Genomic DNA, 17,335 nt, shown 5'->3' on the forward strand with positions numbered 1-17,335 from the left:
TGACATCATTATTAAAAAAAACCATAACACTGCAAAAGAGCCATCTATACGGTGCTTTTTTAACTGCTTTTTTTTTACCCTTGTCTATTAAAATTAGCAATGTTTTTTTAATTCTTTTTTTTGCCAGCGCTTTTGGACTAGTTTTTTTTAATAAAAGTAAGCTACAAAACATTAATTATAAGCTGCTGTATTATACACTGCTTCCTTTGTTTATAATTAGTATTATTGGTCTATTGTATAGTGATCCACTGTTAATTGGCTCTAGTAAAATAGCTAAAAGTATTTCCTTTTTACTGTGTCCCATTATTTTGTTATTTTACAATAAAGATTCATTACAAACTATTAAAAAAGAATTGTTTCGTGGTATTATTTTGGGTTGTGTTCTTACTTTTTTAGTGCTATTGAGTTTTAATTTTTATGGTTATTATGCGACAAGACCTTTTTTACTTATTGATGATGAGCTTTTAAACTACTACTATACCTATTATAGTTTTACGAAGCCATTAGGAATTCACCCTACTTATTTGGGAACCTATGCATTGCTCGCAATAGCGATCTTATTAACTCACTTCAAAAAGTTTTCAAAATACAGAAGAGTATTAGTTATGGTGATGATTGCCATATTATCTCTAGGCATTCTTTTTCTAAATTCTAGAGTAGTATTTTTATTATATGCATTGTTAATAGGCACTACTATGCTGGTACTACTAAGACAATGGTATCTAAAAAAGAAATTTTTATTGTTTTTTATAATGATAGCCGCGATAGGTGCTGGAGGCTTTTTTTCACACTATTTGTTGTCAGAAACATTCATTGTAACTAGAATGACAAAAGAGCTTTCTTGGGAGCTGTCAGATCAAAAAGATTCAAACTATAATCTAAACACAAAAGCAGATTCTCGTATTGCAAGATGGAAATCTGCAGTACAAGTCATTAAAGAAAAGCCCATATTTGGTTATGGGACCAAAATGGAGAAAACAGTTTTGAACAAACAATTTATAGAAGACGGTCTTCTTTCATCTGCAAAAAAAAGGTATGATTCGCATAACATGTATTTGTCTGTAAGTCTTGAATATGGGGCTTTAGGCCTACTATTATTTCTAATATATTTAATGACGAACCTTTATTATGCTGTGCTCAAAAAACGCGCACTAACCATTTTCTTTTTTGTAATAATTACAGTCGTTTGTTTATTTGAAAATTATCTTGCATTGAATGCAGGAATAACTTTTGTGGGGCTGTTTGGATCAGTGTTGTCTTATATAAACCTAAAGGATTAGCCACATGGAGTTAAAACAACATTTTAATACTTATTTGCTTTCTTCGCTATTATTACTTTTTTTCATTTCTGAAGCGTATGGTAAAGTTTCAATCGTGTTTTTTCAGGATAAATCACAGGCAGCTAAATATATAAAACTGGGCGTTTTAATTTTCTTTACAGTAGCGCTCATCCAAGAAAAAAAACAATTGTTAAAGATTGCCCTGCTCTGCTGTTTTGTGGTAATTGGTCAATTTTTTTTGAAAGATGGATTTAGATTTGAAATCCTTACAAACTATGTCAAATTGCTATTTCCTTTACTTCTATTCTTTTATTTTAATCATCATAAAAATAATGTTAAAGCAAGAGTACTTGGCTTTAAGATGTTTGAAACAATACTCTTAATAAATAGTTGTTTAATTCTTGTGGGATTATTGTTTGACATCAATTTATTTTCAACCTATAGAGGATCAAGATTTGGATTTAATGGGCTATTAATAACCTCTGCCACAGGATCCTATTTTTATGCTACTGCACTTTTTTATTTGTTGGTAAAACACAAAAGACAGTTCTTTAAAAAACCACTAGTTCTATTTACAATTGTATGCACCTTTTTGCTGGGCACTAAAGTTGGGTATGTTGCTATTTTTGTGGTAGTAGCCTCCTTTGTAATACATTTCATTTCAATTAAAAAAAAGAAGGCGCCGCTACTTCTATTGGCGCTAGTTACAACCGTCGCTTTGGCAGCATACGTATTCTTTTTTAAGTTTGGATTATTTAACAAAATTAGGGTTGAAGACGGCTTGATCTCTTCCATACTATCATATAGAGATAATTTATTAGTAGAAATAACCCTTCCATATATCCAAGAATATTGGGCCACCATACATTATATTTTGGGAGGAATAACAGATTTACAGATTAGATCTCAATTAGGCTTTATTGATGTTTTTCTTTTTTGGGGCATAATAGGGGGTCTGCTATATTTATATTTTTATGCAAAAAGCTACATCACTTTTAAATGCACTAATACTAGTTTGTATTTTATTTTACTTTTTGTATTTATAGTATTTTTATCTGGCAATTTTTTTGAGAATGCTTCATTAGCAATTTACTTATTAGTAATTCGAGAAAAAATCTTAGAGTCTCAAAAAAATTAAATGAATAAATGAATAAATTAAAAACTAAAAGACTAGAATCTATTGATTTTTTGAGGGGTATAGCATCGTTATCTGTTGTGTTATTTCATATAACTCATACTAAAGGGTTTTTAGATCCAGAAGGCATTGTTTATAACACTTTCAGAGGTGGAGGTGAATTTGGAGTATTTGTCTTTTTTGTTATCTCTGGATATATTATTCCATATTCAATGTATAAATCAAATTTCAAAATTTCAAATTTCAAATCATTTTTCTTTAAAAGAATTATTCGAATAGAGCCTGTATTTGTTTTATCTATTTTTTTTACCGCGTCAATCTATATCATCTTAAGTAGACTTCCAGATATATATTGGGGATGGGGAGAATATAATGTGGATTTTTCAAATTTTATTTTGCATTTGGGATACCTCATAAGCTTTGTGGCATCAGAAAACTGGATTAACCCTGTCTATTGGTCATTGGGTATAGAGTTTCAATATTATCTTTTAATAGGTTTGATTTATCCGGCATTTGTAGGAAATAAAAAGCTGCTTAACACGTTATTTCTATTAGTAGTTACGATTTTATGTTGGGCTATATTTCTTATTTTAATAAAAGGGACATATCTCCATTATGGAAGTTTAATTTTTCAATATTTTCCAGTGTTTATAGTTGGAATAACGATATTTCAACTAAAGGAAAATTTAATTAGCAAGTATTCATATGTCTTAATAAACATACTTATTATTGGTTTGTGTTTTACTGAATTTAAGCTAGGTGTTATTCTTGCTATTTTATTTGCAACTATTGTCTTATTTCTGATGAAAAAAAGCCCTAAAATTTTTCTATTTTTAGGGAAAATTAGTTTCTCAATGTACCTTTTACACGTTCCTCTAGGTGGAGGTTTTTCAAAATTAATAATACCTCATGTTAAGGATGATTCAACCCGAACCATATTAATTTTATTATCCGTCATACCCATAATTGTAATTTCCTGGTTGTTTTATAAAATAGTTGAAGAACCTTGTATTAGTCTTTCAAAACGCATTAAATATTAATTTAGTTCCACTTGGTATTCTAATAATTATAATCGGAAGACTTTTTCAACTAGACCCTTAATAATCTATCAGCCTGAGAGAGATTTATAGTCGTTGGGTGAAGAAAACATTATAAGATCTATTAATTGTTATATACCCAAATAAGCAACCACTTTAAGGATTCAATTATCCAACAAAAGTGTGGTTTGAAACATATAATGATCAAATACTGCAATTACTTACCAAGACAACCTCGCAGTTTTCGTCATATTTTGATGTAGATGAAGTAGCAAAAGTTGTAAAAGCTCACAAAAATGGGATAAATAAAGAAAAAGAAATATTTTTATTATTGGTTTAAAGAATTTAAACAATAAAATATTGTGAGGTTTTGACACTATTATCTTGGAAACAAATGTGTTTAAGTTTTACTATCCATTGTGTTCTTTATTGTATTTTTGGACACCAAGTTTTTTTAAGGGAACACCCAATAGAAATGACCATTATAAGCATACTCAATACAACCATTCACAATCTGTCAATGGAGCAAACCCTGGATCTTATTCATAAAGCAATTCAAGAGAAAAAGCAAATCCACCACGTTGTCGTGAACGCAGGTAAAATGGTGGCAATGCAAAAAGACGCGCAGCTTAGACAAAGTGTCAATAATAGTGATATTATTAATGCTGACGGTCAGGCTGTAGTATGGGCAAGTAAATTTTTAGGAAAACCATTAAAAGAGCGCGTAGCCGGCATTGATTTAATGGAAAACTTGGTTGAAATGGCCCACAAAAAAGACTATAAAATTTTTCTGTTTGGAGCTAAAGAAGAAGTGGTTTCAGAAACGGTAAAAATTTATCAACAAAAACACAACCCAAATATAATTGCAGGTTATCGCAACGGCTATTTCAAAAAAGAAGACGAGGTTGGGATTGCAAAACAAATAAGTGATAGTGGTGCACAACTCTTGTTTGTAGCAATTACCTCTCCAATTAAAGAAAATTTTTTATACAAACATCGCAAAGCCTTAAAGAATATTAACTTAATAATGGGCGTTGGCGGAAGCTTTGATGTAATTTCAGGCAAAACAAAACGAGCCCCAGTATGGATGCAAAATGCTGGTTTGGAGTGGTTTTATAGATTTGCTCAAGAACCCAAGCGCATGTGGAAACGCTATTTAGTAGGGAACACCACATTTATGTATTTGGTTTTAAAAGAAAAGTTGAAGCGCAGCTAATCAAATTGTCATATTCTCATTATCTTTCGAAGGAAATAAACAACCGCAAGTTTTACTATGAAGATTATCCTTGCCGCCATTTACCCATTTGCATTTATGCTCCTGTTTCTCATCATTCCTTTTGATGAGTATGTGCGTGCGTTGCCCAATATTTTGTTTCTCATTTTAGTGATCACATTTCCCTCTATTATAAAGCGGGAGCATTTTTTTAAAATCAATAAAGTGCCGTTTTTTATTTTATTGGTTTTCTTTTTATATACCCTTTTAAACAGTGTTTTTTCTCAAACAATAGATGGGGATATTAACAGCATAAAAAAAATGGGGCTAGCCATCGGGTTAGTCGTTTTGTATTTGCCCGTTCAGCACGATAGAAAAGTTCAAAAGGCAATAATAGCCTCTTCCATTGCCGCGATCTTAATTTCGATAGTTAGTATTATTTATTCAGCAAACACCGTCGAGGGTTTTGAGTTTTGGGATTCACAAATGACCATTGAGGCGCTCTTGATTGATAGGTTGTATTTAGGGATGATAAGTGTTTTAAGCGTTTTATTCTCGTACTATGCAATGCGTAAAAAATACCATCCAAACAATAGATATTATCTAGGTGCCATCATAGTAAATGTCCTCTTTGTGTTTTTAGTGGTTTCAAAAATTGCGGCATTGGCACTCATTGCAATGCTATTACTAAGGCAATGCTACGGAAAGAAAAGGGTGTTGAGATTGGCAACTACGGCAGGGGTACTTGTTCTATTAATGGCAGCATTGTTTTTGTTCAAATATCAAACTCAAAAAGAAGATGCGAATACGAGCAGCTATAAAGAGACCATTATAAATACAATAAAGAATACACAAATTCTCGATACACGCTATACCACTTGGAGCTGTAGTTGGAAGATTCTCCAAGATCAAGGAATTACCGCAACGGGAATTGGATTAGATCGTACAAAAGAAAACCTGGTTGCCTGTTACACAAATACTATGCAAGAAGGTGAAACTAAAGATAGATTTATCGATCAAAGTTACAATACTCACAATCAGTTTTTAGATATTTTAATAAGTGAAGGTGTTATTGGGCTCCTTTTATTTATTGGACTTATAGTGGCTTTGTTCTTCTATAATCGCAACAATTATTTTCAGACAGCAATGCTCGTGTTATTCTGTTTGTACTGTCTGGTCGAAAATGTTTTTCATCGCCAGATTGGATCGTATTACATTGGGTTGATGCTTATTATTCTTTTAGCAAATAGTACGTATTTAAAAATGAATGATAACAAAGAATTGAAAAACAACTAGCAAAATGTATTTTTGTGGAAAGGAAAAAATGAGCTACAAATTTCTCGTCAAAATAGATTTTTAACCCTTTCCTTTTGAAGATGCCTAGAGAAGCCATTGGAATGGGATGTTTTCTAGTATAAAAGTTAAAAAGCCACTAATTAAAAATACAGCAGGAAGTAAAATGAAAATAACAGTTGTAGGAACAGGATATGTTGGATTAGTCACAGGAACATGTCTTGCTGAAACAGGTAACGAAGTAGTTTGTGTTGACATTGATGCAGAAAAGGTTGGTAAAATGCAGCAAGGTATTGTGCCAATCTACGAACCACACTTGGATGTTATTTTTGACCGAAACATCAACGCAGGGAGACTCACATTTACAACTTCATTAGAGGAAGGACTTGAACACGGCGAAATTGTGTTTTTGGCACTGCCAACCCCTGAAGACGAAGACGGTAGTGCAGACTTACGCTACGTTTTAGGGGTGAGCGAAGAAATAGGACAAAAAATAAAAAGCTATAAAGTAATTGTAGATAAAAGTACGGTACCCGTTGGTACAGCAGAAAAAGTACATGCAATTATTGCCAAAAACGCGGGGTGTGAATTTGATGTAGTCTCAAACCCAGAATTTTTAAGAGAGGGTTTTGCGGTAGATGATTTCTTAAAGCCAGAGCGCATCGTAGTTGGGTCCAGCAGTGAAAGAGCTACTGCGCTAATGAGGAAGCTATACAGCCCTTTTGTTCGCTCAGGAAATCCAATCATAATAATGGATGAAAAAAGTGCGGAGCTTACTAAATATGCCGCAAACAGTTTCTTAGCAACCAAGATTACTTTTATGAACGAGATAGCGAACTACTGCGAAAAAGTGGGCGCAGATGTTGATAAAGTGCGCGTTGGGATGGGTACAGATTCTAGAATTGGCAAGCGCTTCCTGTTTCCAGGAATTGGCTACGGAGGATCCTGTTTTCCTAAAGATGTAAAAGCATTACAAAAAGCAGGGAGTGATCAAAATTATGACTTCAAGATATTAGAAGCTGTAATTGATGTTAATAATACACAAAAGACAATTTTACTTCCAAAGATTGAATCTTATTTTAAAGGAAATCTAAAAGGAAAAACAATTGCTATTTGGGGTTTGGCTTTCAAGCCTGAAACAGATGATATACGCGAGGCGCCTTCCCTATATATGATGAAAGAATTACTTGAAAAAGGAGCCAAACTACAAGTGTTTGATCCAGAGGCAATGCCTAATATAAAGAAGCGATTTGGTGCTAATTTAATATATGCTGAAGCGATGTACGACGCCTTAGAAAATGCAGACGCACTATTAATTTGTACCGAATGGAGCATTTTTAGAACACTCGATTTTGACAAAGCAAAGCAACTACTTAACAATCCAATCATCTTTGATGGTAGAAACCTATACAATTTAGAAGATATGGGAGATGCCGGCTTTGGGTATATCTCTATTGGGAGGAAAGAAGTTGGTGTATAAGCAGTTTAAAAGAACAATAAATTTTACGGTGTGCGAATCAATAAACAAGCATGAGAAAAACAGTACTCATTACAGGAGCAGCAGGGTTTTTAGGATCACATTTATGCGATAAGTTTATCAAAGAAGGCTATAAGGTTATCGCTATGGACAATCTTATTACTGGTGATAAGCGAAATCTTGAGCATCTTTTTAAGTTAGAAAACTTTGAGTTTTACCATCATGATGTTACTACTTTTGTTCACGTTCCTGGAAACGTGGATTATATACTTCATTTTGCATCTCCTGCGAGTCCTATAGATTATTTAAAAATACCCATTCAAACCTTAAAAGTTGGGTCTTTAGGAACTCACAATTTATTAGGTTTGGCTAAAGAGAAAGATGCTCGAATATTAATTGCGTCAACCTCTGAAGTATACGGAGACCCACTCGTACATCCTCAAAAAGAAACCTATTACGGCAACGTTAATACTATTGGTCCTCGTGGCGTTTACGACGAAGCAAAACGTTTTCAAGAATCTATCACGATGGCATACCATAGATTTCACGGCCTAGAAACCCGTATTGCTCGCATCTTTAATACCTATGGACCACGAATGCGCCTTAATGACGGTCGTGTAATACCAGCGTTTATTGGGCAATCACTTAGAGGAGAAGATTTAACCGTTTTTGGAGATGGAATGCAAACACGATCATTTTGCTATGTAGACGATCAGGTTGATGGATTGTATAGACTTTTATTGAGTGATTATTCAGATCCAGTAAATATTGGGAATCCAGAGGAAATTACCATTTTAGACTTTGCAAATGAAATCATAAAACTTACGGGTACAGATCAAAAAATAATATATAAAGAGCTTCCAAAGGACGATCCTTTGCAACGTGAGCCAGACATTACCTTAGCGAGGGAGATTTTGGGGTGGGAACCCAAGGTTTCTAGACAAGAAGGCATGAAAATAACGTTTGAGTATTTTAAGAATCTAACAAAAGAAGAACTTTTTAAAAGTGAACACAAAGACTTTTCAAAACACAATAGGGCATAGATGATATTTAAGAGAGGGAGATATTCGGGGTTTCTAAGGCCTATTGCCTATGCGATAGATTTAGGGGTCATTCATTTTTTAGCATACCTATTCTTTGGTGGCGGTGTAGAGTTTATTAATTATATAATTTTCGTTTCAATTGTCTGGGTTATATCTACGGTAGTGCTCCGCTTTTATGAGATATATCGTTTTACTCAGTTTATAAAAATTCTTTCCCTTGTTGCAAAGCAAACAATGCTTTTTCTGCTTATTGTTTTTGCTTTTTATGGCTATTATACGGAGATGGAACAAGAGCCTGGTACCATCTTTAGGTATGTTTTTTTAACAATGGGGATTATTTCAGCAATTAAAATTTCAATTTATTATTTGCTTAAAAAGTACCGAAGAATATTAGGAGGTAATGTGCGAAATGTGGTGATTGTTGGACTCAATGAAAAGACTCAGGAATTAGCGAACTTCTTTACAAAAAACGCTGAGTTTGGTTATAACCTTCACAAATCATTTAAAATTCACGGAGAAGGTCAAGTCAAAATCGAAGAGAGCTTTGAATATATTCTAAAAAATGATATAGATGAAATATATGCTTCAGTAGCAGATTTAACAGATGAAGAGATGGGGAAACTCATTGGGTTTTCTGATAATAATTTAAAAATTTTAAAATTTCTACCAGATAATAAAGAGATTTATGGCAAGCGTTTAGATTTTACTTATTATGGATATTTACCGATACTTTCTCTTCGGAAAATACCAATTGATGAACCTTTCAATAAATTTATTAAAAGAGCTTTTGACATTGTTATGTCGCTTATGGTTATTGTTGGAGTTCTCTCGTGGCTTATCCCAATTTTAGCGATTTTGATTAAGTTAGAATCTAAAGGCCCTGTGTTTTTTAAACAAAGGAGAAATGGTCTCGATTACAAAGAATTTTATTGTTACAAGTTTCGCTCCATGAAACCCAATCCTACGGCACATTTACATCAGGTAAAAAAGGGTGATGTAAGAATAACAAGAGTAGGTAAAGTTATTAGGAAGACAAGTATGGATGAGTTACCTCAATTTATTAATGTCTTAAAAGGGGAGATGTCTGTTGTGGGCCCTCGCCCGCATATGGTGAGTCACACACATATGTATGCAGAACGCATAGATAAATTTATGGTGCGTCACTTTATTAAACCGGGAATTACAGGCCTTGCGCAGGTAAGTGGCTATCGGGGTGAAGTTGAGTCTGATGAGGATATTATTAATAGAGTAAAATTTGACATCTTTTATCTAGAAAATTGGTCTTTGATTATGGATTTAAAAGTGGTGTTTCAAACAATTTACAATGCATTACAAGGAGAAGATAAAGCATATTAAAATCGAAGATCAGCCGCTGGTCTCTGTGATTACACCATTATATAATGCAGCTTCTTATATTGCAAAATCAATACAGTCAGTTAGAGAACAAACCTATTCTAATTGGGAGCATATAGTCGTTGATGATTATTCGACAGATGATTCTGTTTTAATTACAGAAAAATTGGCTCGTGCAGACAAAAGAATTTATTTTGTTGCAAATAAAACAAACCAAGGTGCGGCGAAGTCCAGAAATTGGGCTACTCAATTAGCAAAAGGAAAATACATTGCTTTTTTAGACGCAGATGATTTATGGCATCCAGAAAAATTGATGAAGCAAATTAGGGTAATGGAAAAAAATACCTGTGACGTTTGCCTAACCAATTATTTACAGATTGACGAAGAAGGAAACCCACTTCATAAAAGAATTAAAGCGTTACCAATCCTTAGCTATAAAAAGCAACACAAAAACAACTATGTAGGAAACCTGACAGGAATATACAACGCTTCAACATTGGGAAAAATTATGGCGCCAAATATTCGTAAACGCCAAGATTGGGCCGTCTGGCTAGAGGCATTAAAAATTAGCGGGAAACCAGCTATTGGTATTCAAGAAGACTTAGCATATTATAGAGTTCATGATGGCAGTATGAGTTCCAGTAAGTTACACCTTATAAGGTACAACTATCTATTTTATCGAAGCTACTTAGGGTATTCAAAATGGAAGTCTATAAAAAGCCTAATTTGGTTTTTTTGGGAGTATTTTCTGGTACGTCCAAAAAATATCGAGAAGTACTAATTTTGGAATAATTCCAATAATCCCTTGTGAATTTTCCAAATTATTGCTAATTTAGCAATCTTATAAATAAACTGAATTAATTAATAGGTACCCACAAACGTGGTCAATATTATGGCAGAAAATAAAGAGAAGGAAGCAAAATTAAAGGCATTAAAATTAACCCTAGATAAACTTGACAAAACATACGGTAAAGGAACCGTAATGAAAATGGGTGATGCTCCTGTTGTAGAAATTGACACGATACCCACTGGCTCTTTAGGCCTAGATGTTGCTTTAGGTGTTGGAGGATACCCAAGGGGAAGAGTTATTGAAATTTATGGACCAGAATCTTCCGGTAAAACAACCTTGACGATTCACGCAATTGCTGAAGCTCAAAAAAAGGGTGGCATTGCAGCATTTATTGATGCGGAACATGCCTTTGACAGGTATTATGCTGAAAGCCTTGGTGTCGACATTGAAAATTTAATTATATCACAGCCTGATAATGGGGAGCAAGCATTAGAAATCACAGACAATCTTATTAGGTCTGGGGCAATTGATATCATTGTTATAGATTCTGTTGCTGCTTTAACACCTAAAAGTGAAATTGAAGGAGAAATGGGAGATAGTAAAATGGGTCTTCACGCAAGATTAATGTCTCAAGCATTACGTAAACTCACAGGATCTATTAGCAAAACGAATTGTACGGTTATATTTATTAATCAGTTGCGTGAGAAAATTGGTGTAATGTTCGGTAATCCTGAAACGACTACGGGAGGTAATGCATTAAAATTTTATGCATCGGTGCGATTAGACATTCGTCGTTCTACACAAATTAAGGATACAAATAGCAATGTATTGGGTAATAAAACCCGTGTCAAAGTGGTAAAAAACAAGGTAGCACCGCCGTTTAAAAAAGCTGAATTTGACATTATGTACGGGAAAGGAATTTCAAAGGTAGGGGAGATTATAGATTTGGGGGTTGATTTTGAAATCATCAAAAAAGCTGGGTCTTGGTTTAGTTACGATGAAACAAAATTAGGACAAGGTAGAGATGCCGTGAAAGCTCTTTTATTGGACAATCCAGAACTAATGGATGAATTAGAAGTTAAGATTAAAGACAATATCAAGGCATTAAACAATTAATATATTCAATAAGCACTTGTGCTATCCATTGGGGTATTGTGTTTTATACTACTTCTTAAAAGGTTAATTATTTAAAGTAAATAGCAGCGCTATAATTTGCTTTAAATAATTAACCTTTAACTTTACCAATAATTTTGAATGTATCTTAAATGGTGCATTTATTTTTATTCCAATACGCAACCTATTTCATTTTCAGGCATCTAATAATAGTAGAAACCTTGGGAAGTTTGTGTTGTGAATTACTTTAAGCAAAGAAAAACGCAAGATACTAACCAACCTAGGCACTCCATTTTTTTGACTTTAGAAGCACTCATACAAGGATGTAAAAGGAAAGAGGCAAATGCTCAAAGTGAACTATACAAACGCTATAGCGGTGTTTTGTTTGGAATTTGCTTGAGGTATTCTCCCAACCGTACCGAAGCTGAGGATAATTTACAAGATGCATTCATTACCATCTTTACTAAAGTAGAACAGTTTAAAGAAAAGGGTTCTTTTGAAGGTTGGATTAAGAGAGTGACTGTCAATACAGTGCTTCAAAAATATAGGAAGAAAAGGGTATTTGAGATAAAAGAGGAGTCTCAGATTGAAGATGTAGGTGAAGAGGAGGTATTTGATGAGGGATTTCCGTTGGATTTTTTATTAAAAATAATTCAGGAACTCCCAGAGCGTTATAGACTTGTGTTTACCATGTATGTAATGGATGGGTATTCTCATAAAGAGATAGCCGAGATGTTAGGAATTAGTGACGGTACGTCTAAATCTAATCTAGCGAGGGCAAGAGGAATTTTAAAAATAAAAGTAGTAGCGTTTAAAAAATAGAATTTTAATTACCGGTATTTCCGTTCCAACGGTTACCATATATGAAAAACAAGAAGCACATAGATGAACTTTTTAAAGAGCGTTTCCAAAATTTGGAAGTATCCCCACCTGCTCGTGTTTGGGATAATATTGAAGCTCGGCTTAACCAGAAAAAGCAAGACCGCAAAGTTATTCCACTATGGTGGAGGGTTGCTGGGGTAGCGGCTTTACTGGCTTTGTTGTTTACTGTTGGGAACGCAATATTCAATGTAAAGGACTCACTTGTTCTGGTTAATGAAGAAACAGATCAGCCGCAAGACGAGACCATTAAACAACCACTATTAAAAATTAAAACAAAGGACAAAGCACCGGAGACAACCAAGAATATTGCGGTAGAACATCCAACTTTAAATACGACAAAAGACAAGGTTGAAAAGACACAACAACAACTATCCACGTTTAAAGCGAATGAAGCAATTTCAAAAATGGTTAGAGAAGAATCAAATGTAAATGAAGCGGTTTCTTCGAACAAGGAAAGATTTGTAAACCCCTCAGAACAAACGTCAAATGCAGTCGCGAATACTATTGGTGATAAAAGAGAGAAGCCTTCGAGTGTTTCAGATTACAACACCCAACAATCTTCAAACTTGAAAGAAAGTTCAGCAAATACAATCAAAGAAGGGGTTGCTAGTACCAACGTTAATACGATAAAAGAATCTTCAAAAACACCAATAAACACTCAATCTACTAAACCAGATAAGGCGTTGATTGTTCAGCCCGTTGACACTTCAAAAATGAAAACAGTTATTGCTAATGAAGAAGTCAATGTAAAAGACACTGAGAACACAAATGAAGTTATCAATCCCGTGACAACATCAATTTTTGATGCGATTCAGGAGCAAGAAAAAATAAAACATGAAGAGGCAATTGCACAATTAAAACCCAAGGTTGATAATCGCTGGGAGGTTGCCCCTAACTTTGCGCCGGTATATTACAATAGTTTAAGCGAAGGATCTTCGATTGATGCATCTTTTTCAGACAATTCGAAAAGTGCAGATGTTAACTTCAGTTATGGAGTGGGTGTTAGTTATGCGATTAGTGAGCGTCTTAGTATCCGTTCTGGAATTAGTACAGTAGATGTGAGTTACAGCACTGGAGGTCTAGAACTTGGAGAAGGACCTGTCTCATCAGCGTTAAAGAATGTTGACTATAACCGTTCTCAAATTGTTACCATACCACTAGACCGGGGCACATTTGCAGCTCAAAATAGTGGCGGTGGTCTTGATAATGTGTCTCTTAAATCCACAAACGGCGATGTATTTGTCAATCAAAACATTAACTACTACGAAGTACCATTAGAATTAAAATATGCTTTGTTTAATTCTAAATTAGGGGTGAGTCTAATAGGTGGGGTAAGTACGTTTTTCCTAGGGGATAACGAGGTTAGTGTTTCAGCAGGATCATTCAATGAGACATTGGGAGAAGCAAACAATCTTACCAACGTTAGTTTTTCAACAAATGTTGGATTAGGATTTGATTACAAGTTTTCAAAGAAGTTTAAGTTTAATGTTGAGCCTATGTTCAAATACCAGCTTAATCCATATACAGATAGTAGTGTGAGTTACCAACCGTATATTTTAGGGGTTTACACAGGATTTAGCTTTAAGTTTTAGGGATGGGTATTTTTTTAATTGGGTTTGAGTGTATCGCTCGAACTAAAATGATCGTAAAAACCGTCTTATCGCCATAAGACGGTTTTTTTTTAGGATTCAAGCAATATTTATACTGTTGGATGTTCTAGTTCTCTCAGAATAACATCTCGTGTACTGTTTTTTAACGTTCGTTTATTTTCCAGTTTAGAATTTGAAGTTGCAATAAATTCGTGAATTTTCACACGCATTTTTCCAGGGCTTCCACTAAAAAATCTATAGGAAAAACGCTTTTTATTATCGTGAAACGTTACCGGAGCAATTGGTATTTGATGTTCTATAGCAAGTCTAAATGCACCATCTTTAAAGGTGTCAAGTACTAAATCCATATCATCTGGAACACCTCCTTCAGGGAAAATACAAACGCTCAATCCTTGTTTAAGGCGTTGTTGTGCACTCTCAAAAACATCGACTCTACTTCTTGGGTTTTTGCGATCAACGAGAATGCAGGTCCGTTTATAGAAAAATCCAAAAATCGGAATTTTTCCAAGTTCTTTCTTTCCAACAAATACAAACGGATTCTTTGTTATGTATAACATTAACATAATGTCTGTCATAGAGGTATGATTAGAAACAAACAAGTAACTATGTCCTTTTTTATATACAGTATCGCGTTTAATAATGGGAACGAACCCCATCCCAACAAGGATAATAGTGGCCCAAATACGCGCTAATTTAAAAAAATAAGGATACCATCCCTGCTTTGCTGATGACAACAACAGAAAAGGGAACATGATTAAAATAGGAACTGTGAGTAAGGTATAAAACCACAAACGGTACAGTACAAAAAATGGACACATTAAATATCTCATGATCAGTCAAAAATACCTATTTCGATAATGCAAATAGGCTAAAAGCAGTAACTTTGCTAATAAATAATAAACTAAAAATAGATTGAAGCAATCTTGTACCTAGTTTTAGTTTGATAACAGCATATTAAAATTAGACCATGCCCAGAATACTTACAGGAATCCAAAGCACAGGAACCCCTCATTTAGGAAATATTTTAGGGGCTATTTTACCGGCTATTGAGATGGCGAATAAACCGGAGAATGATAGTTTTCTTTTTATTGCAAACCTGCATACGCTTACGCAAATAAAAGACGCTGTTGTATTAAGTAATAATACCTATAGTACTGCTGCCGCTTGGTTAGCATTTGGATTAGATGTTGAAAAAACTGTTTTTTATCGTCAGAGTGACATACCACAAGTAACTGAGTTGTCTTGGTACTTGAGCTGCTTTTTCCCTTTTAAAAGATTGTCATTAGCACATAGCTTTAAGGATAAAGCAGATAGGATGGATGATGTAAACGCGGGCTTATTTACTTATCCGATGTTAATGGCTGCGGACATCTTGTTGTATGATGCAGAATTTATTCCTGTTGGTAAAGACCAGTTACAACACATAGAAATGACTCGTGATGTAGCCTCAAGGTTCCATGCTCAAGTAGGTGAAACTTTTGTGATGCCAGAGGCAACGGTGCAAAAAGACACCATGCTTATTCCAGGAACAGACGGTTTAAAAATGAGTAAGTCACGCGAAAATACAATCAATATCTTCTTGCCCCAAAAGCAATTGAAAAAACAGGTAATGAGCATTGAAACAGATAGCACACCGCTTGAAGAACCAAAAAATCCTGATACTTGTAATGTTTTTGCATTATACGAACTGCTGGCAACACCAGCCGAAACCAAGGCAATGAGAGCGAAATATTTAGGCGGAAATTTTGGTTTCGGCCACGCAAAGCTTGGGCTTTTAGAGTGTATATTAGAAAAATACGAAGCCCCGCGCGAACGTTACAATTATTATATGAATAACTTAAAAGAATTGGACGCTGCATTAACAGTGGGTGCAGAAAAGGCAGCTAGTGTTGCTGATACAGTGTTGCAAAGAGTTCGAGAAAAGTTAGGCTACTAAACGAGTTGAAATAGTTTACCTGGAAGTGGTCGCACAACACCTTTCATTTCTAATCCTAAAAGGAGCGACGCCAATTTGTAGGTTGGCAAGTTGCAATCAATAGCAATCACGTCCAATAACACTTTCTCTTTTTCCTTTAGATAATTGAAAACCACTTTTTCTTGGTCATTCATTTCTACAAAAAGACTGGTTTGCTGTGTTTTTTTTCTAGCTGAAGAAATGTCCCATCCTAACATATAAATTACGTCTGCAGCAGAGGTCACCACTCTTGCTTGATTTGTTTTTATAAGATTATTACATCCCACACTTTGACTATCTGTTGCTCGTCCAGGCACGGCAAAAACCTCTCTATTGTAGCTATTTGCAATATCTGCGGTTATGAGACTTCCACCTTTTTCAGCACTTTCTATTACAATGGTGGCTTCGCTAATCCCAGCAATAATTCGATTGCGTTTCAAAAAGTTACTTCGGTCAAAAGCATCACTGCTCCAAAATTCAGAAATAAATCCACCATTCTCTTGAACTTTTGAAACATATTTCTTGTGCACTTTTGGATACACTTGATTAAATCCATGCGCCATACACCCAATGGTTTGTAAACCATTATCCATGGCTGCTCTATGCGCACAAATATCTACTCCATAGGCAAACCCAGATACAATTACTGGATTAAGTGGCGCTAATTCTTCAATGAGCTTTTGACAAAAACTTGTTCCGTAAGTAGTTACTTTTCGAGCACCAACGATACTCAAAATTCTTTTTTTCTCGAGGTCAATAGTGCCTTCGTGAAAAAATAATATAGGCCCGTCCAAGCAGTGTTTCAGTTTTTCTGGGTAGTCATTGTCCTTAAAATAGGAATATGAAAGTTTTTCTTGATCGATAAAATTAATTTCGGCCTCGGCCTCATCAAATAAGCTAGTATTTCTTAAGCTCTTTAATTTGAAGGCTCCAATACCGTCAATTTTTAAGAGCGTCGCTTGTTTTTCTTTAAAAACACCTTCGGCACTGCCAACCTTGTGAAGTAATTTTTTTGCTGAAGCATCTCCTAAGTTTGGAACTCTTTGAAGGGCGAGCGTGTATTTTAATTCAGTTTTAGAAAGCATACCTAAAGATAGTGTTCTGAAATAAAATTCAAATTAAAAATGAATTATTTTTTGGCAAACATTTAAATTT

The 17,335-nt window shown here is 34.5% G+C and carries 16 protein-coding genes; 14 read left to right on the forward strand and 2 right to left on the reverse strand.

Annotated elements, in window-relative coordinates; translation table 11 throughout:
* Positions 1-206: 206 nt before the first annotated feature.
* The 13 genes from ABXT67_RS05570 to ABXT67_RS05630 all read left to right on the forward strand — a co-directional run bounded on the left by ABXT67_RS05570 (position 207) and on the right by ABXT67_RS05630 (position 14,208).
* Positions 207-1,280 (forward strand): O-antigen ligase family protein, encoded by a 1,074-nt coding sequence (locus ABXT67_RS05570; protein WP_415376291.1) that lies wholly within the window; start codon positions 207-209, stop codon positions 1,278-1,280.
* Positions 1,281-1,284: 4 nt separating this feature from the next.
* The gene (locus ABXT67_RS05575; protein ID WP_415376292.1) at positions 1,285-2,418 is read left to right on the forward strand and encodes a hypothetical protein; all 1,134 of its coding nucleotides are present in this window, start codon (positions 1,285-1,287) and stop codon (positions 2,416-2,418) included.
* 8 nt (positions 2,419-2,426) lie between these two features.
* Positions 2,427-3,455: an acyltransferase family protein gene (locus ABXT67_RS05580; protein ID WP_415376293.1), complete on the forward strand. Its 1,029-nt coding sequence runs from the start codon at positions 2,427-2,429 to the stop codon at positions 3,453-3,455.
* Positions 3,456-3,633: 178 nt separating this feature from the next.
* The gene (locus tag ABXT67_RS05585) at positions 3,634-3,792 is read left to right on the forward strand and encodes a hypothetical protein (RefSeq protein WP_415376294.1); all 159 of its coding nucleotides are present in this window, start codon (positions 3,634-3,636) and stop codon (positions 3,790-3,792) included.
* Between the two features lie 135 nt (positions 3,793-3,927).
* Positions 3,928-4,668, forward strand: a complete 741-nt coding sequence (locus ABXT67_RS05590; RefSeq protein WP_415376295.1) for a WecB/TagA/CpsF family glycosyltransferase — start codon at positions 3,928-3,930, stop codon at positions 4,666-4,668.
* Positions 4,669-4,725: 57 nt separating this feature from the next.
* Complete coding sequence (locus tag ABXT67_RS05595; protein ID WP_415376296.1) at positions 4,726-5,961, forward strand: O-antigen ligase family protein; 1,236 nt, start codon at positions 4,726-4,728, stop codon at positions 5,959-5,961.
* A gap of 163 nt (positions 5,962-6,124) precedes the next feature.
* Positions 6,125-7,438 (forward strand): UDP-glucose dehydrogenase family protein, encoded by a 1,314-nt coding sequence (locus ABXT67_RS05600; protein WP_415376297.1) that lies wholly within the window; start codon positions 6,125-6,127, stop codon positions 7,436-7,438.
* A gap of 50 nt (positions 7,439-7,488) precedes the next feature.
* Positions 7,489-8,478 carry a UDP-glucuronic acid decarboxylase family protein gene (locus ABXT67_RS05605; RefSeq protein ID WP_415376298.1) on the forward strand — a complete coding sequence of 330 codons (990 nt, stop codon included), beginning with the start codon at positions 7,489-7,491 and terminating at the stop codon, positions 8,476-8,478.
* Positions 8,479-9,834, forward strand: a complete 1,356-nt coding sequence (locus tag ABXT67_RS05610) for an exopolysaccharide biosynthesis polyprenyl glycosylphosphotransferase (protein ID WP_415376299.1) — start codon at positions 8,479-8,481, stop codon at positions 9,832-9,834. It begins immediately after the preceding gene.
* On the forward strand, positions 9,803-10,612 hold the full coding sequence (locus ABXT67_RS05615) for a glycosyltransferase family 2 protein (RefSeq protein WP_415376300.1): 810 nt from the start codon (positions 9,803-9,805) through the stop codon (positions 10,610-10,612). The genes ABXT67_RS05610 and ABXT67_RS05615 overlap by 32 nt, the downstream gene beginning before the upstream one ends.
* Positions 10,613-10,723: 111 nt before the next feature.
* Entirely contained in the window at positions 10,724-11,737 is a 1,014-nt protein-coding gene (gene recA / locus ABXT67_RS05620; RefSeq protein WP_415376301.1) for a recombinase RecA, read from the forward strand.
* Positions 11,738-12,031: 294 nt separating this feature from the next.
* Positions 12,032-12,556 carry an RNA polymerase sigma factor gene (locus ABXT67_RS05625; protein WP_415376302.1) on the forward strand — a complete coding sequence of 175 codons (525 nt, stop codon included), beginning with the start codon at positions 12,032-12,034 and terminating at the stop codon, positions 12,554-12,556.
* Between the two features lie 41 nt (positions 12,557-12,597).
* Positions 12,598-14,208: a hypothetical protein gene (locus tag ABXT67_RS05630; protein WP_415376303.1), complete on the forward strand. Its 1,611-nt coding sequence runs from the start codon at positions 12,598-12,600 to the stop codon at positions 14,206-14,208.
* Between the two features lie 107 nt (positions 14,209-14,315).
* On the opposite strand, the gene ABXT67_RS05635 is transcribed toward ABXT67_RS05630, so the two are convergent.
* Complete coding sequence (locus tag ABXT67_RS05635; RefSeq protein WP_415376304.1) at positions 14,316-15,056, reverse strand: lysophospholipid acyltransferase family protein; 741 nt, start codon at positions 15,054-15,056, stop codon at positions 14,316-14,318.
* Between the two features lie 137 nt (positions 15,057-15,193).
* Here ABXT67_RS05635 and trpS point away from each other — a divergent pair, with 137 nt between their 5' ends.
* Positions 15,194-16,162: a tryptophan--tRNA ligase gene (trpS, locus tag ABXT67_RS05640; protein ID WP_415376305.1), complete on the forward strand. Its 969-nt coding sequence runs from the start codon at positions 15,194-15,196 to the stop codon at positions 16,160-16,162.
* Here the strand turns inward: trpS and dprA are convergent.
* Positions 16,159-17,265 carry a DNA-processing protein DprA gene (gene dprA, locus ABXT67_RS05645; RefSeq protein ID WP_415376306.1) on the reverse strand — a complete coding sequence of 369 codons (1,107 nt, stop codon included), beginning with the start codon at positions 17,263-17,265 and terminating at the stop codon, positions 16,159-16,161. The two genes, trpS and dprA, sit on opposite strands and share 4 nt — an antisense overlap.
* Between the last annotated feature and the right edge of the window lie 70 nt (positions 17,266-17,335).

The organism is Patiriisocius sp. Uisw_017, from assembly GCF_047731265.1.
In the GTDB taxonomy this organism is placed as follows: domain Bacteria; phylum Bacteroidota; class Bacteroidia; order Flavobacteriales; family Flavobacteriaceae; genus Patiriisocius.